We start from the raw sequence: 19,976 nt of genomic DNA, 5'->3' as shown, positions 1-19,976 counted from the left end.
ACCGCCAGCTGGCCGGATGGCCGATGCGGCATGCCGCCCCACCGAATACCGAACGCCATGGCTTTACTCAATATTCTTCATTACCCCGACAAGCGGCTGCACAAGGTCGCAAAGCCCGTCGACAAGGTCGACGACCGGATCCGCAAGCTCGTCGCCGACATGGCCGAAACCATGTACGCAGCGCCCGGCATCGGCCTGGCGGCCACGCAGGTCGACGTGCACGAGCGCGTGATCGTGATCGACGTCTCGGAGGAAAAGAACGAGCTGCGCGCGTTCATCAACCCCGAGATCGTGTGGTCGAGCGACGAGAAGCAGATCTACGAAGAGGGTTGCCTGTCGGTGCCCGGCATCTACGACGAAGTCGAGCGTCCCGATCATGTGCGCGTACGTGCGCTCAACGAGCAGGGCGAGACCTTCGAGCTCGACTGCGAGGGCCTGCTGGCCGTGTGCGTCCAGCACGAGATGGATCACCTGATGGGGCGTGTGTTCGTCGAATACCTGTCGCCGCTCAAGCAGACACGCATCAAGACGAAGATGAAGAAACTCGAACGCGCGATGTGACGCGCGTTCGCCCTGCCCGACCCCGAAAGCTGTCATGAACCATACGTTGCGCGTGATTTTTGCCGGCACGCCGGAATTTGCCGCGGCTGCCCTGGCCGCGATCCACGAGGCCGGTTTTCCGGTGCCGCTCGTGCTGACCCAGCCCGATCGCCCTGCCGGGCGCGGGATGAAGCTGCAGGCAAGCGCGGTGAAGCGCTACGCCGTCGAGCACGGGATGCCCGTCGCGCAGCCGCCGTCGCTGCGCCGCGCGGGCAAGTACCCGGCGGAGGCGGCCGACGCTATCGAGCTGCTGCGCTCGACTCCGCATGACGTGATGGTGGTCGCCGCATACGGCCTGCTGCTGCCGCAGGAGGTGCTCGACATTCCGCGCGGCGGCTGCATCAACATTCATGCATCGCTGCTGCCGCGCTGGCGCGGCGCCGCGCCGATCCACCGCGCGATCGAGGCCGGCGACGCCGAGACGGGCGTCACGCTGATGCAGATGGACATCGGCCTCGACACCGGCGCGATGATCGAGGAGGCGCGCATCGCGATCGCGCCGGACGAGACAACCGCGACCCTGCACGACCGGCTCGCTGCCGAAGGTGCGCGACTGATCGTCGACGCGCTCGTGCAGCTCGAGCGCGACGGTGTGCTGCCGGCCACGCCGCAACCGGCCGACGGCGTGACCTACGCGGAAAAGATCGGCAAGCACGAAGCGGCGCTCGACTGGCGCAAGCCGGCCGACGTGCTCGCGCGCCAGGTGCGTGCGTTCGATCCGTTCCCGGGCGGCGTCGCGACGCTCGATGGCGCGGCGATCAAGCTGTGGGCGGCCGAGCCCGTGGCGGCGCGCGGCGACGCGCTGCCCGGCACGATCGTCGAAGCCGCGCCGGAAGGCGTGGTCGTCGCGTGCGGCAGCGGTGCACTGCGCGTCACGCAGTTGCAGAAGCCGGGCGGCAAGCGGCTGCCCGCCCGCGAGTTTCTGGCCGGTTCGCCGCTCGCCGCGGGCCAGCGTTTTGCGCTGACCGACGTTGCCTGAGGCGGCCTGACCGCTATTCGACACGGCCTGCCGGGCGTGCGCAATCGGCCGGACGGCCGAGTCGCGCGGTGCGGCAGGCGCGCGTAGAATTTCCCTGCGCTCTCCGGTTTCGAGGTTTTCATGTTCGGCATCACCCATTTCGGCTTCTTCGTGCTGGCAGTCTTCCTGCTGAACGTCACGCCCGGCCCCGATACGGCCTATATCGTCGGCCGCAGTGTCGCGCAGGGCCGTGGCGCGGGGCTGATGTCGGCGTTGGGCATTTCGGCCGGCTGCTGCGTGCACGCGCTCGCCTGCGCATTCGGCCTGACCGCGCTGCTCGCGGCATCGGCTGCCGCGTTCACGGTGATCAAGCTGGTTGGCGCCGCCTACCTGATCTACCTCGGCGTGCGGATGATCATCGCGAAGCAGGCGGGCGAGCCGTCGGGCAAGGCGGCCGCGCAAGCCGCGAAGCCGCTGCGCCAACTGTTCATGCAGGGTTTCTGGACCAACGTGCTGAACCCGAAGGTGGTGCTGTTCTTCGTGTCGTTCTTCCCGCAATTCGTGTCGGCCGACAGCCCGCACAAGGCATTGGCGTTTCTGACCCTCGGCGGCGTGTTCGTCGCGATGAGCACGGTATGGACCAGCCTCGTCGCCTGGGTCGCGGGCAGTGTCACGGCGCGCTTTTCCGGCAAGCCAGGTGTCAGGAAGTGGCTCGACCGCACGGTCGGCAGCGCTTTCGTCGGCCTCGGCCTTCGTCTTGCGGCATCGCAACGCTGAGATTGAATTTTTCCGGCAAGACCTTATCTAACAAAGCGCTTACAATTTTCCGCCGTGCCTTGTGATGTGCGGCGGGTCCCCTGACGGATAAGGAGTGGGTATGTTCAATTGGGTCAAAACGGCGATGCTGATGGCCGCGATCACGGCCCTGTTCATCGTGATCGGCGGGATGATCGGCGGCTCACGCGGCATGACGATCGCGCTGCTGTTCGCGCTCGGCATGAATTTCTTCTCGTACTGGTTCTCCGACAAGATGGTGCTGCGCATGTACAACGCGCAGGAAGTCGACGAGAACACGGCGCCGCAGTTCTACCGGATGGTGCGCGAGCTGGCCACGCGCGCGAACCTGCCGATGCCGCGCGTCTACCTGATCAACGAGGATGCGCCGAACGCGTTCGCGACGGGCCGCAACCCCGAGCACGCGGCGGTCGCCGCGACGACGGGCATCTTGCGCGTGCTGTCGGAGCGCGAGATGCGCGGCGTGATGGCGCACGAGCTTGCACACGTGAAGCATCGCGACATCCTGATCTCGACGATCACCGCGACGATGGCGGGCGCGATCTCGGCGCTCGCGAACTTCGCGATGTTCTTCGGCGGGCGCGACGAGAACGGCCGGCCGGCCAACCCGATCGCGGGCATCGCGGTCGCGCTGCTCGCGCCGATCGCCGGCGCGCTGATCCAGATGGCGATCTCGCGGGCACGCGAGTTCGAGGCCGACCGCGGCGGCGCGCAGATTTCCGGCGATCCGCAGTCGCTCGCGACCGCGCTCGACAAGATCCATCGCTATGCGGCAGGCATTCCGTTCCAGGCGGCGGAAGCGCATCCGGCCACGGCGCAGATGATGATCATGAATCCGCTGCATGGTGGCGGATTGCAGAACCTGTTCTCGACGCACCCGGCCACCGAGGAGCGCATCGCGCGCTTGATGGAGATGGCGCGTACCGGCCGCTTCGATTGAGCCCCGGCACCCCGTGCGGCAGTTGCCGTTCGGGGGCCGTCACGCCACCCCGCACGCTTCGCGCTGCGGGGTTTTCATTTGTGCGTGCCGTAAAGGGGCCAAAGGGGCTGCAACGTCGCACGCTACAATGCCCGGTTTGGGACCGCGGGCCATGCGAGTGCCGCGATCCCGCCGTTTGCCGTATTTGCTTGCCGCGCTTGTTTGCCGAATTTGCTCCGATGACACGAACCCGTTCTACCGCTCCGTCTTCTTCCGGCCGCCCGGCGCGCCTGTCCGCGCTGCATCTCGCGCCCGATTCGCTCGGCTTCGCGCTCGACGCGGCCGCGCAGGCGGTCGATGCGGTACGACGCGGCACCGCGCTGCCGGCGGCACTCTCGGCGGTTTTCGCGCAGATGGCGTCCGGTACGCAGGCCCTTGCGCGCGGGGCGACGCAGGACGTCGCCTACCGGACGATGCGCCGTCTCGGCAGTGCGGACTGGCTGATCGGCCGGCTCGTCAGCAAGGCGCCGCCCGCGCACGTGCACGCAGTCCTTGCCGGCGCGCTCGCGCTGCTGCTCGATCCGGCGGACGAGGCCGCGTATCCGCCGTTCACGGTGGTCGACCAGGCCGTGACCGTGATCGGCGCCCGCCGCGAATGCGCGTTCGCGAAGGGGATGGTCAACGCGGTGCTGCGCCGTTTCCTGCGCGAGCGCGACGCGCTCGTCGCGGCGCTGCAGGACGATGTCGTCGCGCGCTGGAATTACCGCGCGTGGTGGGTCGATTCGGTGAAGCGCGCATGGCCCGACGCATGGCAGGCGATCCTCGCGGCCGGCGAGCGCCAGGGGCCGCTGACGCTGCGCGTGAATGCGCGCCGCGCGAGCGTCGACGCGTATCTCGATACGCTGCGGGCGAGCGGAATCGAAGCGACCGCGATCGGCAAGCATGCAGTGCGGCTCGCGTCGGCGCTGCCGGTCGATCGCATTCCGGGGTTTGCCGACGGCGTCGTGTCGGTGCAGGATGCCGGTGCGCAACTCGCAGCCGAATGGCTTGGTGCGCGTGACGGCATGCGCGTGCTCGACGCATGCGCGGCGCCCGGCGGCAAGACCGGTCATATTCTCGAACTCGCCGATGCGGAAGTCGTTGCGCTGGAAAGCGACGCCGCGCGCGCGGCGCGGATCGGCGAGAACCTCGTGCGGCTGTCGCTCGCGGCGGACGTGCGCGTCGGCGATGCGGGTGCGCCCGACGCGTGGTACGACGGGCGCCCGTTCGATCGTATCCTGGCCGACGTGCCGTGCTCGGCGTCCGGTATCGTGCGTCGTCACCCGGACATCCGCTGGCTGCGTCGCGAGGCCGACATCCCGGCGCTCGTCGCGGAACAGCGTCGCATCCTGTCGGCGTTGTGGCCGCTCGTGAAGCCGGGCGGCGAACTGCTTTACGTGACCTGTTCGGTCTTCCCCGAAGAAGGCGAATTGCAGGCCCGCTGGTTTGAAGCGGCCTGTGAAGATGCGGTACGATTGGACGCCCCCGGCCAACTGCTGCCGGGCGGAGTGCAGGGAGGGGCGGCCGCCGGCGCACTCGACCAGAACACCGATCACGACGGATTTTTCTACGCGCGGTTTCAGAAACGGTGACGATCAAACACCTTTTTCCACTTCGGCTCGCGGCCGTCCTGATGGTCGCGTTGACGCTGTGCCTGGCTGTCGTCCGGCCGGCGCATGCCGAGTCGATCGCCGTGCAGCGCGCGTCGCTCCAGGCCGACGGAAGCGGCTGGAGCCTCGATGCCCGCTTCGATTTCGAGCTGAACCCGAGCCTCGAGGATGCCGTCAACAAAGGCATTCCGGTGTATTTCACGACGGATTTCGAGTTGAGCCGTGCGCGCTGGTACTGGCTTGACGAACAGCCGGTATCGGTGTCGCAGACGATCCGCCTGTCGTTCCAGCCGCTCACGCGCGAGTATCGCGTGTCGACGGGCGGCCTGCAGCTCGGTTTCCCGTCGCTGAAGGATGCGCTTGCGGTCATCAGGCACATCACGTCGTGGCACGTGATCGACCGCAGCCAGGTGCGCGCGGGCGAAACCTACACGGCATCGGTGCGGATGCAGCTCGATACGGCGCTGATGCCGAAGCCGTTCCAGGTCGATGCGGTGAACAACCGCGACTGGACGCTCGGGTCGGACTGGAAGCGCTTCACTTTCACGGTGACCGAACGTGCTAAATAAAGTGCGCCGCGCGGCCAGCGGGAAGAGCCTCCTCGTTCGCGTGATCGTCTCGACCGTCGCGCTCACCGCACTGCTGCTGCTCGTGCTGCTCGCGGCCGCGAGCGCGAACACCGAATTCTTCGATCGCTACTACTCGTGGCTGTACGCGACGAACATCGTCGTCGCGCTCGTGTTCCTGCTCGTGGTGCTCGGGCTGATCGGGATGATCGTCGTGCGCCTGAGGAAGGGCAAGTTCGGCACGCGGCTGCTCGCGAAGCTCGCGGTGTTCTTCGCGCTCGTCGGCGTGGTGCCGGGCGGGATCATCTACATCGTGTCGTACCAGTTCGTGTCGCGCAGCATCGAGTCGTGGTTCGACGTGAACGTCGAGACGGCGCTGACGGCCGGCCTGAATCTCGGCCGCGGAATGCTCGATGCGTCGCTGTCCGATCTGCAGACGAAGGCGCGGCTGATGTCCGACCAGCTCGCGAGCGCCGACGCGAACACGAACGGCACGACGCTCACGCTGCTGCGGCTGCGCGACCAGTTCGGCGTGCAGGACGCGACGATCGTCGAGCCGAGCCGCGGCGGCTCGGGCGCGGCGCCCGACCTGCATATCGTCGCGCAGGCGTCGGGCAATTTCGCGGCGCTGATTCCGGACGACCTGCCGACGCCGCTGATGCTGAGCCAGGCGCGCGAACACGGCGCGTACGCGGCGATCGAGGGCGAAGTCGACGGCGACCCGCGCGCGCACGGCGCGAAGGGCGCGCTGCGGCTGCGCGTCGTGCGGCCGATTCCCGATGCGTCGACATCGCTGCTGCAGCCGGCGGAGCGTTTCCTGCAACTCACCCAGCCGGTGCCGCCCACCCTTGCCCACAACGCGGATGCCGTGCAGCGCGCGTATCGCGAGTACCAGGAAAAGGCGCTCGGCCGCACGGGGCTGCGCAAGATGTACATCGGCACGCTGACGCTCGCGCTGTTCCTCGCGACGTTCATCGCGATGATGCTTGCGCTCGCGCTCGGCCAGCAGCTCGCGCGGCCGCTGTTCCTGCTCGCACAGGGCACGAAGGAGATTACGGAAGGCGACTACACGCCGAAGCGCGAGATCAAGACGCGCGACGAGCTCGGCTTCCTCACGCAGTCGTTCAACGCGATGACGCGCCAGTTGTCCGAGGCGCGGCTCGCGGTCGAGAAGAACCGCGTCGCGCTCGAGCATTCGAAGACGTATCTCGAGAGCATCCTCGCGAACCTGACGGCCGGTGTGTTCGTGCTCGACCGCCAGTTCCGGCTGACGACGGCCAATCGCGGCGCCGAGCGGATCTTCCGGCAGCCGTTCAACGCGCTGATCGGCACGACGCTCGACCGGATCGGCGTGGCCGCCGGGTTCGGCGCGATGGTGCGCAAGGCGTTCGCCGATCGCGAGGCGGCATCCGACGGCGCCAGCGGCGATCGCGGCCACTGGCAGCAGCAGTTCGCGATCGAGGTGCCGGGCGAAGCCGATCCGCTGACGCTGCTCGTGCGCGGCACGCGCCTCGTATCGACGATCGAGGGGCAGGCCGACGATCCGCAGACGTCCGGTTACGTCGTCGTGTTCGACGACATTTCCGACGTGATTTCCGCGCAGCGTTCGGTTGCGTGGGGCGAAGTGGCGCGCCGGCTCGCGCACGAGATCAAGAATCCGCTGACGCCAATCCAGCTGTCGGCGGAGCGGTTGCAGATGAAGCTGTCCGACAAGCTCGCGCCGCCCGACGCCGATGTGCTCAAGCGCGGCGCGACGATGATCGTCAACCAGGTGGCCGCGATGAAGCGGATGGTCGACGATTTCCGCGAATACGCGCGCACGCCGCCGGCGGTGCTCGCGAACCTGCAGTTGAACGAACTGGCGAGCGAGGTGCTCGGGCTGTACGGGGTGGGCGAAGGCAAGAGCGCGATCGTCGCCGAGCTCGCGCCGTCGCTGCCGGTGATTCGCGGCGACGCGACGCAATTGCGCCAGGTGATTCACAACCTGCTGCAGAATGCGCAGGATTCGGTCGCGGAGACAGCGCATCCGCGTGTGTTGATCGAAACCAAGACAGTAGAATATGGCGATCCCGACGCCGAGGGCAAAACACGCGTCGCGGTACGTCTTACCGTGTCCGACAACGGGCCCGGTTTTCCGGCGCGCATCCTGACCCGCGCGTTCGAGCCTTATGTGACGACGAAGGCGAAGGGCACGGGGCTGGGGTTGGCCACGGTCAAGAAAATCGTCGATGAGCACGGTGCGCGGATCGATCTGCGCAATCGCATGCACGGCGAGACCGTCGAGGGTGCGCAGGTGTCGATTCTGTTCCTGCAGATGGCGAGCGATGCGCCAGGCGCCGAATCGGGCGTGCAGGACGGGACGGCTCCCGCCAAGACAAAAGCAAGTGAGCAGACAAAGGCAGCGTAAATGGCAACCATCCTGGTGGTAGATGATGAAATGGGCATCCGGGAATTGCTCTCGGAGATCCTCAGCGATGAAGGACATGTCGTCGAGGCAGCGGAGAACGCGCAGGCCGCGCGGGAATACCGGTTGAATCAGGCGCCCGATCTCGTGCTGCTCGATATCTGGATGCCCGATACCGACGGCGTGACGTTGCTCAAGGAGTGGGCGGCGCAGGGGCTGCTGACGATGCCCGTGATCATGATGTCCGGGCACGCGACGATCGATACGGCCGTCGAGGCGACGAAGATCGGCGCGCTCGATTTCCTCGAGAAGCCCATCGCGCTGCAGAAGCTGCTGAAGTCCGTCGAGCACGGCCTCGCACGCGGTGCGGCGCCGGTGTCCGCGAACGCGGCGGCGAAGGCCGGTGCGGGGCAGCCGGTGGGCCCGGCGGCGGTCGCATCCGCGGCCGCGCTGCCGACGCTCGGCGACGACATGGCTTCGGCGCTCGGCCTCGCGGGCCAGACGGCCGCGATCCCGTTCGACATTCCGTTGCGTGAAGCGCGCGATGCGTTCGAGCGTGCGTACTTCGAATATCACCTCGCGCGCGAAAACGGCAGCATGACGCGCGTCGCGGAGAAGACGGGCCTCGAGCGCACGCACCTGTATCGCAAGCTCAAGCAGCTCGGTGTCGAGCTCGGCAAGAAACCGTCCGAAGGCGCCGTATAAAATATTTTGCGAAAACACTTGCTCAGGTACGAATAGCTCGATATACTTTCATTCTTCGTTGGCCCGGTAGCTCAGTTGGTAGAGCAGCGGATTGAAAATCCGCGTGTCGATGGTTCGATTCCGTCCCAGGCCACCAGAATTAAAACCCCAAGAATCGGAAGGTTCTTGGGGTTTTTCGTTTGTGGTGGGGTTGGCGTGATGAGGCCCGCGGGCCCGCGAGCCCGGCAGTATTCGAGATGGCATGATAAAATCCGTGTCCGCTCAATAACTTAGCGCATCGCTTCATGCGCGCAGCAGGCTGCCAGCGTGGCGCCGCCGTGGCGCGCGGCAACGATGCCGCGCGATGGGCGGTATAAGCGCTCCGCCGCGTTCGCGGCCGATTGCGCTGCCTATACTGGTCGAGCCGGCCCAGGCCGGCACGCGTCGGGCCGCCCGGCGGCAGCCGGCCCCGGGGCGCAGCGCGACGCGAGCCTACACATTCACGGAGTATCACGGTGATTCGGACAGACGCTAAAGACGGCGCGCTCGTGTTGTTTTCCGGCGGGCAGGACTCGGCCACGTGCGTGGCCTGGGCTCTGGAACGCTACCAGACGGTCGAGACGCTCGGCTTCGATTACGGCCAGCGCCACCGCGTCGAGCTTGAGTGTCGCGAAGGCGTGCGCGAAGCACTGAAGCGCGATTTTTCCGCATGGTCGGACCGGCTCGGCGACGATCACATGATCGACCTGTCGGTGCTCGGCGCGATCAGCGATACCGCGATGACGCGCACGATCGAGATCGAGACGGCGGCGAACGGCTTGCCGAACACGTTCGTGCCGGGCCGCAACCTGATGTTCATGACGATCGCCGCGGCGATCGCCTATCGCCGCGGGCTGCGTGTGCTGGTCGGCGGAATGTGCGAGACCGATTTCTCGGGCTACCCCGACTGCCGCGACGACACGATGAAGGCGCTGCAGGTCGCGCTGAACCTCGGGATGGACACGCGCATCGTGCTCGAGACGCCGCTGATGTGGCTCGACAAGGCGCAGACGTGGCAGCTCGCCGAGCAGCTCGGTGGCGAAGCGCTCGTCGAACTGATCCGCGTCGAGACGCACACGTGCTACGTGGGCGAGCGCGCGGAATTGCACGAATGGGGCTTCGGCTGCGGCGAATGCCCCGCCTGCAAGCTGCGCAAGCGCGGCTACGAGGCTTACCTGAAGGGCGAGCGGGTGACCGAAGCGCCGCTGTGACGCGGGCGCGCCGGCAGCGCTGGACGAATAACGGATTCTGATCGACAACGAGCGGCGCGAGCCGGACGAAGCACGATGACTTACGCGGTCAAGGAAATTTTCTACACGTTGCAGGGCGAGGGCGCGAACGCGGGCCGGCCGGCCGTGTTCTGCCGGTTCGCCGGCTGCAACCTGTGGTCGGGCCGCGAAGAGGATCGTGCGGAGGCCGTGTGCCGCTTCTGCGATACCGACTTCGTCGGCACCGACGGCGAGAACGGCGGCAAGTTCAAGGACGCCGAAGCGCTCGTCGCGACGATCGCCGGCCTGTGGCCGGAGGGCGAGGCGCACCGCTTCGTCGTCTGCACGGGCGGCGAGCCGATGCTGCAACTCGACCAGCCGCTCGTCGACGCATTGCACGCGGCCGGCTTCGAGATCGCGATCGAGACCAACGGTTCGCTGCCGGTGCTCGAATCGATCGACTGGATCTGCGTGAGCCCGAAGGCCGACGCGCCGCTCGTCGTCACGAAGGGCAACGAACTCAAGGTCGTGATCCCGCAGGACAACCAGCGGCTGGCCGACTACGCGAAGCTCGACTTCGAGTATTTCCTCGTCCAGCCGATGGACGGCCCGTCGCGCGACCTGAATACGAAGCTCGCGATCGACTGGTGCAAGCGTCATCCGCAGTGGCGGCTGTCGATGCAGACCCACAAATATCTGAACATTCCCTGAGCCACGGCTTTTGACATCGTGCTGATTACCCGAAAACTCGAATTCGACGCGGGCCACCGCATTCCCGATCACCGCAGCCAGTGCCGGAACCTGCATGGTCATCGCTACGTGCTCGAAGTCACGCTGCGCGGCGATCTCGTCGATACCGAGGGGGCGCCCGACCGCGGCATGGTGATGGATTTCGCCGACGTGAAGGCGCTCGCGATGGAGCACCTGGTCGGCAAGTGGGACCACGCGTTCCTGGTCTACGCCCGCGACGAGGTCGTGCGCTCGTTCCTCGAGCAGATGGCCGACCACAAGACGGTCGTGATCGACCGGATCCCGACCGTCGAGAACCTCGCGGCGATCGCGTTCGACATCCTCGCGAACGTGTACGACGCGCACTACGGCGTGAACCTGCGGCTCGAGCGCGTGCGCCTGTACGAAACGCCGAACTGCTGGGCCGACGTCGAGCGCCAGCCCGGCCGCTGATCCCGCCTTCCCGGCAGCCCCGCCAGCCGGCGCGGGCTGCCTGACGCCGCACCCCGCGGCTTCGTCCCGCCCCCGTCCGTTCCCACATTCCGCGTAACGCCGCGCTATGATCGTTGCGTGGCGCCGGAAAACGCGGCCGTGCGCGATCGCGCGGCCGGCGCTGTCAGATCGGCCGTCCACGGCCGACCAACGATCCAGGGCTCGGTCCTGGCGTCGCCGTGCTTCGCTGCCCGGCGTGTCGCGCTCCGCTTTGCCCGTTGCTTGTCCCGTTCGATTGCCGTTCCGTCCAGGAGGCCGTATCGATGAGCACGCTCACCAATTCCCTCAAACAACGCCTGCACGACGGCGACGACCCGTTGTACGGCCTGTGGCTGTCGCTCGGCAGCGACTCGGCCGCGGAAGCGCTCGCGCATGCCGGCTACGACTGGCTCTGCATCGACATGGAGCACGCGCCGAACGACAGCCGCGATGTTGCATCGCAGTTGCGCGCGATCGCGGCCGCCCATCTGCCGAGCGAACCCGTCGTGCGCGTGCCGGCGCGCGAGCCGTGGCTCGTGAAGCGCGCGCTCGATGCCGGTGCGCGCACGCTGATGTTTCCATGCATCGAGACGCTCGACGACGCCGCGCACGCGGTGCGGCTGACGCGCTATCCGTCGCCCGAATCGCCGGACGGGCTGCGCGGTGTCGCGGGCATGGTGCGCGCGGCGGCGTTCGGGATGCGCCGAGATTACGTGCAGACGGCGAACGCGCAGGTCGCGGTGATCGTGCAGATCGAATCGGCGCGCGGCGTCGACGAAGTCGAGCGGATTGCGGCGCTGCCCGGCGTCGACTGCCTGTTCGTCGGCCCGGCCGATCTCGCGGCGAGCCTCGGGCATCTCGGCGACATCCGCCATCCGGACGTCGACACCGCGATGGCGCGCGTGCTCGCGGCCGGCCGGCAGGCCGGCGTCGCGGTCGGCATCTTCGCGGGCGATACGGCGGCCGCGCGCCAGTATCGCGAGGCCGGCTACCGGATGATCACGCTGTCGGCCGACGTCAGCTGGCTGTTGCGCGCCACGCGGCAGGCGCTGCAGGAGGTACGGTCATGAACGATGGCGACGGCGCGTGCCGTGGGCGCGTGCAGGGTGGGGCCGGGGCGCGCAGGCGGATCGGCGCGATGCTCGGCCTGTGGTGCGTGTGTGGCGTCTATGGCGTGTGTATTGCAGCGGGCGCACCGGGCGTGCCGCAAGCGAAGCCCGATCCATCGCGCGAGACGCAGTCGGCGGTCGCCGACTACAACGCCGGCGACTATCGCGCGGCGCTGGTGCAGTTCCACGACGCGGCCGAGCGCGGTGACCGTCTCGCGCAATTCAACTACGCGATGATGCTGCTGACGGGCGAAGGCGTGACGGCGAACGTCGACGAAGGGCTGCGCTGGCTGAAGCGCGCGGCCGACGCGAACATGTCGCATGCGCAGTACGTGTACGGGCGGATGCTCGACGACGGTGAGTTCGTCGCGCGCAATCCGGCCGAAGCGCATCGCTGGTTCCTGCGGGCGGCGAAGCAGGGGCACGTGCAGGCCGCGCTGTCGCTCGCGAACCAGTTCCTCGACGGGCGCGGCACGCCGCGCGACAACCGGCAGGCATTCGCGTGGTACAAGCAGGCCGCCGATGCAGGCGAGCCGACCGCGCAGTACGTGACCGCGTCGTTCTACGAGCGCGGGGGCGACGGTGTCGCGCAGAACCTGAACATCGCGCGGGCGTATTACGCGGCGGCGGCCGCGCAGGGCGACGAGACGGCCGGGCTGAAATTCAAGGAGCTGAGTGCGCGGTTGAAGGTGCAGGGGCCGGCGTCGGGTGCCGGCGCGGAGCCGGGCGGGACGCATGCGCCGGCGCCGTGAACGGAGGCCGCGCCACACCGCGCCGCGCGGCCGCGTTCGGCAAGGACGGTCGAAAAAAAACGGCGCCGCGGCGCCGTTTTTCTTTCTGCGATGCGTACCGCGCGGTCAGCTCTTCATCAACCGCCGCTGCCGCCCGACGCTCATGATCATCCCGATCGCGATGCCGAGCGTCGTGAGCGCCGTGCCGCCATAACTCATGAACGGCAGCGGCACGCCGACGACCGGCAGCACGCCGCTCACCATCCCGATGTTGACGAACGCATAGACGAAGAACGCGAGCGTGAGCGAGCCCGCGAGCAGGCGGCCGAACAGCGTCGCGCCCTGCGCGGCGATATAGAGCCCGCGTGCGATCAGCGCCATGTAAAGCGTCAGCAGCACGAGCCCGCCGACGAGCCCCCATTCCTCGGAGAACACCGCGAAGATGAAGTCGGTGTGCTTCTCCGGAATGAACTCGAGGTGCGCCTGCGTGCCTTTCAGGTAGCCCTTGCCGAGCACGCCGCCCGAGCCGATCGCGATCACGGCCTGGATCGTGTGGAAGCCCTTGCCGAGCGGGTCGGAAGTCGGGTCGAGCAGCGTGCACACGCGGTGCTTCTGGTAGTCGTGCATCAGCGGCCACTGCACTTCGGGCTGGCAGATGCGATCTTCGAACACGGCGATCGAGCCGACCGCGATCACGCCCGCGACGAGCACCGGCACGATCAGCTTGAACGACAGGCCGGCGAGGTAGATCACGAAGAAGCCGGCCGCGAACACGAGCAGGCCCGTGCCGAGGTCGGGCTGCTTGGCGATCAGCCCGACCGGCACCATCAGGATCCCGAACGCGGCGATGAAGTCGTACCAGCGCAGCCCGCCTTCGCGGCGCTGGTAGTACCACGCGAGCATCAGGGGGGTCGCGATCTTGAGGATCTCCGACGGCTGGATCACGACGCCGACGTTCAGCCAGCGCTTCGCGCCTTTCTTGGTCATCCCGAACAGCGCGACCGCGACCAATAGCGTGACCCCGAACGTGTAGAGCGGGACCGCGAAGCGCATCAGCGTCGTGGGCGGGATGTTGGCGATCACCCACATCAGCACGAACGTCAGCAGGATGTTGCGCAACTGGTCCTCGACGCGGCCCGGCATGTCGATCGCCGCGCTGTACAGCGTGACGATGCCGACGCACAGCAGCAGGAACACGATGAGGGCGAGCGGGCGGTCGAAGCCCGCGAACATCTGCTTGATCTTGTCGAGCCAGGCGCGCTTGTCGAATTGCATGCCTTTCTCCGTTAATGAGCGGTGCCGGCGTCCGCCGCCTTCGCGGAGGCCGTCGCACGGTGGTTGTCGTCGCGCGGCGTGGCGACGAGCGGCTGCGCGTCACTGGCGGGCCGGCGCGGCCGGTGCGGGCGCCGGATCGGCGGCAGGCTCGCGGCCCTCGGCGCATCGGCACCGGCGCTCGCCGGCGGGGCGGCGCTTGCGCCGGCGGCCGACGCTTCGGAGGCCGCGGCGGCCGATGCCGCTTCCGCCGCACTGGCCGCGCTCGGCACGACCGGCTGCGGCAGCGCCGTGAAGCCGGCCGCGACGGCGGCGGGCCGGTTCGCGTCGCCGATCACCGGCGCGTTGACGGGTTCGGTCGCCGACGCCGCGGCAGCCACGGCCGCGGCCTCGTTCTGCGGGTTCTGGCGGTCGACGAGATAGAAGTCGAGCACGCGGCGCGCGATCGGGCCCGCGGCCTGCGCCCCCCAGCCGCCGTTCTCGACGACCAGCGCGACGGCGATCTGCGGATGGTCGACCGGTGCGTACGCGATGAACAGCGCGTGGTCGCGTAGGTGCTCGGCGAGCAGGTGGCCCTTGTAGTTGGAGCCTTGCAGCGAGAACACCTGCGCGGTGCCGGTCTTGCCGGCGGCGAGGTACGGCGCGCCGCGGAACACCTTGTACGCGGTGCCGGACGGGTTCTCGATCACGTTCTCCATCCCGCGCTTCACGACGTCGATGTCGGCCTGCTTGAGCGGGATCACTTCGCTTTCCTTCGGCACGGTCAGGCGGCGCCCGCGCGTGATCGGATCCTCGATTTCCTTCACCAGGTGAGGCTTCATCACGACGCCGTTGTTCGCGAGCGTCGCGGTCGCGTGCGCGAGCTGCAGGATCGTGAACGAGTTGTAGCCCTGGCCGATCCCGAGGCTGATCGTCTCGCCGTCGAACCACTTCTGCTGCGCGGCCTTCTTGAACGCCTTCTTCTTCCAGTCGGTCGACGGCAGGATCCCGCGCGCCTCGCCCTGGATGTCGATCCCGGTGATCTGGCCGAAGCCGAACGGCTTCATGAAGTTCGCGATCGCGTTCACGCCGAGGTCGCGCGCGAGCATGTAGAAGTAGGTGTCGTTCGACACCATGATCGCCTTGTTCATGTCGACCCAGCCCTGGCCCGAGCGCACGTCGTTGCGGAACGTGTGGCCGCCGAACGTGAAGTAGCCGGGATCCTGGAAGCCCCAGCCCGGCGTGCGCTTGCCGAGCGTCAGGCCGGCGAGCGCCATGAACGGCTTGTACGTCGAGCCGGGCGGGTAGGTGCCGTGCAGCGGGCGGTTCAGCAGCGGCTTGTCGGTCGAGTTGTTCAGCTCGTCCCAGGTCTGCTGGTCGATGCCGTCGACGAACGAGTTCGGGTCGAAACTCGGCGACGACACGAACGCGAGCACGTCGCCCGTCTTCGGCTCGATCGCGACCAGTGCGCCGCGCTTGCCGGCGAACGCCTGCTCGGCGACCTGCTGCAGCCCGATGTCGAGCGACAGCACGAGGTTGTTGCCGGGCGTCGCCTGCGTGCGCGACAGCGTGCGCACCGGCCGGCCGCCGGCCGTCACCTCGACTTCCTCGAAGCCCGTCAGCCCGTGCAGCTCGGTTTCGTAGCTCTGCTCGACGCCGATCTTGCCGATGTAGTCGGTGCCCTTGTAGTTGTTCGCGTCGCGGCGCGGATCGTAGTTTTCCTGGTCGCTGTCGTTGTCGTCGCTCATCGCGTCGATGCGATCCTGGTCGCGCTTCGAGATCCGGCCGATGTAGCCGATCACGTGCGCGGCCGTCGTGCCGAGCGGATATTGGCGGAACAGCCGTGCGCGCACGTCGACGCCGGGGAAGCGGAAGCGCTGCGCGGTGAAGCGCGCGACTTCCTCGTCGGTGAGCCGGGTGCGGATCGGCAGGCTCTCGAAGTTCTTCGAGTCTTCCTGCAGCTTCTTGAAGCGGCGGCGGTCGCGCGCGTCGATCGGGATGATCTCGGACAGCTTGTCGATCGTGTTCTCGAGCGTGTCGTCGAGCTTCGACGGCGTGATCTCGAGCGTGTACGCCGAATAGTTCTTCGCGAGGATCACGCCGTTGCGGTCGGTGATGATCCCGCGGTTCGGCACGATCGGCGCGACCGAGATGCGGTTTTCCTCGGCCTGCAGCGCGTATTTGCCGTGCTGCATCAACTGCAGGTAGAAAAAGCGGCTCGCGAGCAGCCCGAAGCAGACGAACACGAACACGCCCGCCGCCGCGACGCGCAGGCGGAACTTCGAGAGCTGCTGTTGGGTGTCGTTGAATTCGGTCATGCGGTTACGATCGATCTGGCCCGCGCACGATGCGGCTGCGGGCGAGGGGCCGCCCCGGAGCGCGGCGGGCGTGGAGGCGGCGGGTAGTCAAGGCAGGCCCAGGGTTCAGATGGGGCGCGTATCGTCCGGATCGACCGGGCGGCGTTGCGGCATCAGCAGCAGGTGGCTCGCGATCGGCCACAGCGCGGCCTCGACGAAGCCGTCGACCAGGTAGCGCCAGCCCGGGAACGCGGCGCCCATCACGAGGCGGATCACGAACGGAACGAGCTGCGCGACGACCAGCAGCGGCGTGACGTACAGCACCTGCACGCCGATCGGCATCCACAGCACGCGACGGTGGATCGTGATCGCGCCGTACGACAGCAGCGTATAGGCGAGCGCGTGCTCGCCGAGCAGCCCCGCGTCATGCACGTCCATCAGGATGCCGAGCGCGAACGCGACGCCCATCCCGACCTTGCGCGGCTGATGGATGTTCCAGAACAGCAGCACGAGCGCGACGAAGTCGGGCACGCCGGGCAGGCGGCCCCACGGCATCAGGTTCAGCAGGAACGCGGCGGCGAGGCTGAAGACGATGAAGTACGGATTGACCGGCTGCAGGATGTATTGCGGGCGATTCATCGCTGGGCTCCTGGTTGCCCGGCCGCGGGCTTCGCGGGCGCGGTGGCGGGCTTGGCCGCAGGCGCAGGCGCGGCAGGCGCCGGCTTGGCGCCGGGCTGGGCCGCGGCGGCCGGCTTCGCGCCGGCGTCGGCCTTCTCTCCTTTCGCGGCGGCTTTCGCGCCTTTCTTGCCCTTCGCGTTCTTGTCGGCGGCCGGATCGGGCTCGGCCGGGCGCGGCGGGATGTCGTTCTGGTAATGCAGCACGAGCATCTGGCGCGCGCCGCGCACGGCGGCGATCGGCGCGCAGGTCACGCGCGCGAATGCGGTATCGGCGAGCTTGTCGACGCGTACGACCTTCGCGACCGGCAGGCCGGGCGGATAGACGCCGTCGAGGCCGCTCGTGACGAGCTCGTCGCCGACGACGAGATCCGCGCTCGTCGGCACGAAGCGCAGGTCGAGCGAATCGCCCTTCGGCGTGCCGTAGATCACGCTGCGCAGGCCGGTGCGCAGCACCTGCACGGGAATCGCGAGATCGCGGTCGGTGACCAGCGTGACTTCGGACTGCAGCGGGAACACGCGCGTGACCTGGCCGACCACGCCGTTCTCGCTGACGACGGGCGCGCCGTTCTGGATGCCCTGCTGCGAACCCTGGCCGATCACGATCTTCTGCGTGAACGGATCGCTCGTGTCGTACTGGATCTCGGCCGGCGTCGATTGCGTCGCGATGTGCTGGCGCAGCTCGAGCACGGCGCGCAGGTGCGCGTTCTCCTGCGCGAGCACGGCGGCCTGGTTGGCCTGCGTGGACAGCTGCAGGTTGCGCTTGCGGAGATCGTCGTTGTCGTGGCGCAGCGACGCGCCGGTGACGGCGATGTCGGCCGCGCCCATGAACAGGTCGCGCGGCACGAGCGCGGCGCGCTGCAGCGGATAGAGCACGGTGCCGAGCACGCCGCGGACGATTTCGAGCGTGTTGAAGCGCGCGTCCGACACCAGCAGTGCGATCGCGACGGCGACGAAAAAGATGAGCCGCGCGAGCGCGGGCGGGCCTTGCTTGAAGAGGGGCGGCGGACTGTATTCCATGGTCGGCGCCGGGCGCGAATGATCGGTTAAATGAAGCTCAGACGCGCAAACGGCGCGGCGGTTCGTTCTGAATGAGCGAGCCGGCCACGCCGCGGGTGCGTCATGTCAGGAAGACTGCCTAGACGATCACTCGTACGAGAAGATGCTGCCCAGCTTGTCCATGCGCTCGAGCGCCATGCCCGAACCGCGCACGACGCAGGTGAGCGGATCTTCCGCGACGAGCACCGGCAGGCCGGTTTCTTCCGCGAGCAGGCGATCGAGGTCGCGCAGCAGCGCGCCGCCGCCCGTCAGCATCATCCCGCGTTCGGCGATGTCGGCGCCGAGTTCCGGCGGCGTCTGTTCGAGCGCGATCTTCACCGACGACACGATCTGGTTCAGCGGATCGGTCAGCGCTTCGAGGATTTCGTTGCTGGAGATCGTGAAGCTGCGCGGAATGCCTTCCGACAGGTTGCGGCCCTTCACTTCCATTTCCTTGACCTCGGAGCCCGGGAACGCGGAGCCGATTTCCTTCTTGATCGCCTCGGCGGTCTGCTCGCCGATCAGCATCCCGTAGTTGCGGCGGATGTAGTTGACGATCGCTTCGTCGAACTTGTCGCCGCCGACGCGCACCGAGCCTTTATAGACGATGCCGCCGAGCGAGATCACGCCGACTTCGGTCGTGCCGCCGCCGATGTCGACGACCATCGAGCCGGTGGCTTCCGACACCGGCAGGCCTGCGCCGATCGCGGCCGCCATCGGCTCCTCGATCAGGTAGACCTGCGATGCGCCGGCGCCGTGCGCGGCTTCCTTGATCGCGCGGCGCTCGACCTGGGTCGAGCCGCACGGCACGCAGATGATGATGCGCGGCGACGGCGAGAACATGCGCGACTCGTGGGCCGTCTTGATGAACTGCTTGATCATCTGCTCGGTGACGGTGAAGTCGGCGATCACGCCGTCCTTCATCGGGCGGATCGCCTCGATGTTGCCCGGTACCTTGCCGAGCATCTGCTTGGCTTCCTTGCCGACTGCCTGGATCGTCTTCTTGCCGTTGGGGCCGCCTTCCTGGCGGATCGACACGACGGACGGCTCATCGAGCACGATGCCCTTGCCGCGCATGTAGATCAGGGTGTTTGCGGTGCCGAGGTCGATCGCGAGATCGTTGGAGAAGTAGCTGCGCAAAAAACCGAACATTCAGAATCCTGTTTCGCTCTGGGCCGGCCCTGCATAGCGAGCGCTGAGGGCGGCAGCGGAAAAAATAACAGCCTCGGGAAGCGTGGCGGAAGCGGCCGCCGCGGCGCACGAAGCTGCGAGTGATGTCTACCGGGGATCGCACGAAGCACGCACGGCTTGCCGAAGCGGGGCGAAACGGTGCGGGAAAAGGCTGCCGGGTTTGGGTCGAACGCGTAATGATACCTTATAATTTCACGGTATTTGAATCGAAACGGGCGGTATTTTTGCCGCTTCGGCCCCGATTTTTGAGGGTGGGATCGCACCCTCCAACCCCCCGCCGCAGTGCTGCTTTCGATGCATTGCGCAGTCTTGTTTTTCCGGTGATCGCATGGCCCTGACCCTGACCGATGTGAAACGCATCGCGCACCTGGCGCGACTCGAAATGGCCGACGCCGACGCCGAGCACATGCTCGGCCAGCTCAATGATCTCTTCGGCCTCGTCGAGCAGATGCAGGCGGTCGACACCGCCGGCATCGCGCCGCTCGCCCACCCGATCGAACAGATCCAGGAAGTCGCGCAGCGCCTGCGCGACGACGCCGTGACGGAAGTCGTCAATCGCGACGACAACCAGCGTCCGGCGCCGGCCGTCCAGGACGGCCTCTATCTCGTGCCGAAGGTGATCGAGTAAGCATTCGACGACAAGCGCGCCGGCCAGCGCCGCGC

Annotated in this window: 19 protein-coding genes and 1 tRNA gene; 15 read left to right on the top strand and 5 right to left on the bottom strand. The window is 67.6% G+C overall.

What is annotated here, in order from left to right; genetic code table 11:
- The first annotated feature begins 57 nt into the window (after window positions 1-57).
- From def to ACTJLD_RS35175, 14 genes are all read left to right on the top strand, one after another.
- The gene (gene def, locus ACTJLD_RS35240) at window positions 58-561 is read left to right on the top strand and encodes a peptide deformylase (protein ID WP_011353573.1); all 504 of its coding nucleotides are present in this window, start codon (window positions 58-60) and stop codon (window positions 559-561) included.
- Window positions 562-595: 34 nt separating this feature from the next.
- The gene (fmt, locus tag ACTJLD_RS35235) at window positions 596-1,579 is read left to right on the top strand and encodes a methionyl-tRNA formyltransferase (protein WP_059700492.1); all 984 of its coding nucleotides are present in this window, start codon (window positions 596-598) and stop codon (window positions 1,577-1,579) included.
- Window positions 1,580-1,699: 120 nt separating this feature from the next.
- A complete protein-coding gene (locus tag ACTJLD_RS35230; protein WP_059700490.1) occupies window positions 1,700-2,335 on the top strand; it encodes a LysE family translocator in 636 nt (211 codons plus the stop codon).
- Between the two features lie 100 nt (window positions 2,336-2,435).
- Window positions 2,436-3,293: a zinc metalloprotease HtpX gene (gene htpX / locus ACTJLD_RS35225; protein ID WP_006485774.1), complete on the top strand. Its 858-nt coding sequence runs from the start codon at window positions 2,436-2,438 to the stop codon at window positions 3,291-3,293.
- Window positions 3,294-3,511: 218 nt separating this feature from the next.
- A complete protein-coding gene (gene rsmB, locus ACTJLD_RS35220; RefSeq protein ID WP_021163981.1) occupies window positions 3,512-4,903 on the top strand; it encodes a 16S rRNA (cytosine(967)-C(5))-methyltransferase RsmB in 1,392 nt (463 codons plus the stop codon).
- On the top strand, window positions 4,900-5,490 hold the full coding sequence (locus ACTJLD_RS35215) for a DUF4390 domain-containing protein (RefSeq protein WP_124818060.1): 591 nt from the start codon (window positions 4,900-4,902) through the stop codon (window positions 5,488-5,490). The genes rsmB and ACTJLD_RS35215 overlap by 4 nt, the downstream gene beginning before the upstream one ends.
- Window positions 5,480-7,894, top strand: coding sequence for a sensor histidine kinase EsaS (gene esaS / locus ACTJLD_RS35210; RefSeq protein WP_060082941.1), 2,415 nt, complete (start codon window positions 5,480-5,482; stop codon window positions 7,892-7,894). Before ACTJLD_RS35215 ends, esaS begins: the two co-directional genes overlap by 11 nt.
- Window positions 7,895-8,596, top strand: a complete 702-nt coding sequence (gene esaR / locus ACTJLD_RS35205) for a response regulator transcription factor EsaR (RefSeq protein WP_440661023.1) — start codon at window positions 7,895-7,897, stop codon at window positions 8,594-8,596.
- Between the two features lie 60 nt (window positions 8,597-8,656).
- A tRNA-Phe gene (locus ACTJLD_RS35200) sits at window positions 8,657-8,732 on the top strand.
- 358 nt (window positions 8,733-9,090) lie between these two features.
- Window positions 9,091-9,825: a 7-cyano-7-deazaguanine synthase QueC gene (gene queC / locus ACTJLD_RS35195; protein WP_027788853.1), complete on the top strand. Its 735-nt coding sequence runs from the start codon at window positions 9,091-9,093 to the stop codon at window positions 9,823-9,825.
- 75 nt (window positions 9,826-9,900) lie between these two features.
- Complete coding sequence (gene queE, locus ACTJLD_RS35190) at window positions 9,901-10,533, top strand: 7-carboxy-7-deazaguanine synthase (RefSeq protein ID WP_021163976.1); 633 nt, start codon at window positions 9,901-9,903, stop codon at window positions 10,531-10,533.
- An 18-nt stretch (window positions 10,534-10,551) separates the two neighbouring features.
- Entirely contained in the window at window positions 10,552-11,004 is a 453-nt protein-coding gene (queD, locus tag ACTJLD_RS35185; protein WP_021163975.1) for a 6-carboxytetrahydropterin synthase QueD, read from the top strand.
- A gap of 302 nt (window positions 11,005-11,306) precedes the next feature.
- Complete coding sequence (locus ACTJLD_RS35180; RefSeq protein ID WP_440661020.1) at window positions 11,307-12,092, top strand: HpcH/HpaI aldolase family protein; 786 nt, start codon at window positions 11,307-11,309, stop codon at window positions 12,090-12,092.
- Window positions 12,089-12,883, top strand: a complete 795-nt coding sequence (locus ACTJLD_RS35175) for a tetratricopeptide repeat protein (protein WP_321844420.1) — start codon at window positions 12,089-12,091, stop codon at window positions 12,881-12,883. Before ACTJLD_RS35180 ends, ACTJLD_RS35175 begins: the two co-directional genes overlap by 4 nt.
- A 105-nt stretch (window positions 12,884-12,988) precedes the next feature.
- Here ACTJLD_RS35175 and rodA read toward each other — a convergent pair whose 3' ends face one another.
- From rodA to ACTJLD_RS35150, 5 genes are all read right to left on the bottom strand, one after another.
- Window positions 12,989-14,137, bottom strand: a complete 1,149-nt coding sequence (rodA, locus tag ACTJLD_RS35170) for a rod shape-determining protein RodA (RefSeq protein ID WP_027788855.1) — start codon at window positions 14,135-14,137, stop codon at window positions 12,989-12,991.
- Window positions 14,138-14,148: 11 nt separating this feature from the next.
- Window positions 14,149-16,431, bottom strand: coding sequence for a penicillin-binding protein 2 (mrdA, locus tag ACTJLD_RS35165; RefSeq protein ID WP_059700478.1), 2,283 nt, complete (start codon window positions 16,429-16,431; stop codon window positions 14,149-14,151).
- 105 nt (window positions 16,432-16,536) lie between these two features.
- Window positions 16,537-17,049 (bottom strand): rod shape-determining protein MreD, encoded by a 513-nt coding sequence (mreD, locus tag ACTJLD_RS35160; protein WP_009687274.1) that lies wholly within the window; start codon window positions 17,047-17,049, stop codon window positions 16,537-16,539.
- A complete protein-coding gene (gene mreC / locus ACTJLD_RS35155) occupies window positions 17,046-18,104 on the bottom strand; it encodes a rod shape-determining protein MreC (protein WP_440661016.1) in 1,059 nt (352 codons plus the stop codon). Before mreC ends, mreD begins: the two co-directional genes overlap by 4 nt.
- Before the next feature lie 126 nt (window positions 18,105-18,230).
- Window positions 18,231-19,274 (bottom strand): rod shape-determining protein, encoded by a 1,044-nt coding sequence (locus tag ACTJLD_RS35150; RefSeq protein WP_004189550.1) that lies wholly within the window; start codon window positions 19,272-19,274, stop codon window positions 18,231-18,233.
- A gap of 367 nt (window positions 19,275-19,641) precedes the next feature.
- Here ACTJLD_RS35150 and gatC point away from each other — a divergent pair, with 367 nt between their 5' ends.
- Entirely contained in the window at window positions 19,642-19,941 is a 300-nt protein-coding gene (gene gatC, locus ACTJLD_RS35145; protein ID WP_027788858.1) for an Asp-tRNA(Asn)/Glu-tRNA(Gln) amidotransferase subunit GatC, read from the top strand.
- Window positions 19,942-19,976 lie beyond the last annotated feature (35 nt).

Origin of the sequence: Burkholderia sp. 22088 (assembly GCF_052045915.1) — a bacterium.
Taxonomy (GTDB): domain Bacteria; phylum Pseudomonadota; class Gammaproteobacteria; order Burkholderiales; family Burkholderiaceae; genus Burkholderia; species Burkholderia cepacia.
The sequence above is the reverse complement of the archived record's forward strand: the minus strand, read 5'-3'. Positions and strand labels throughout refer to the sequence as shown.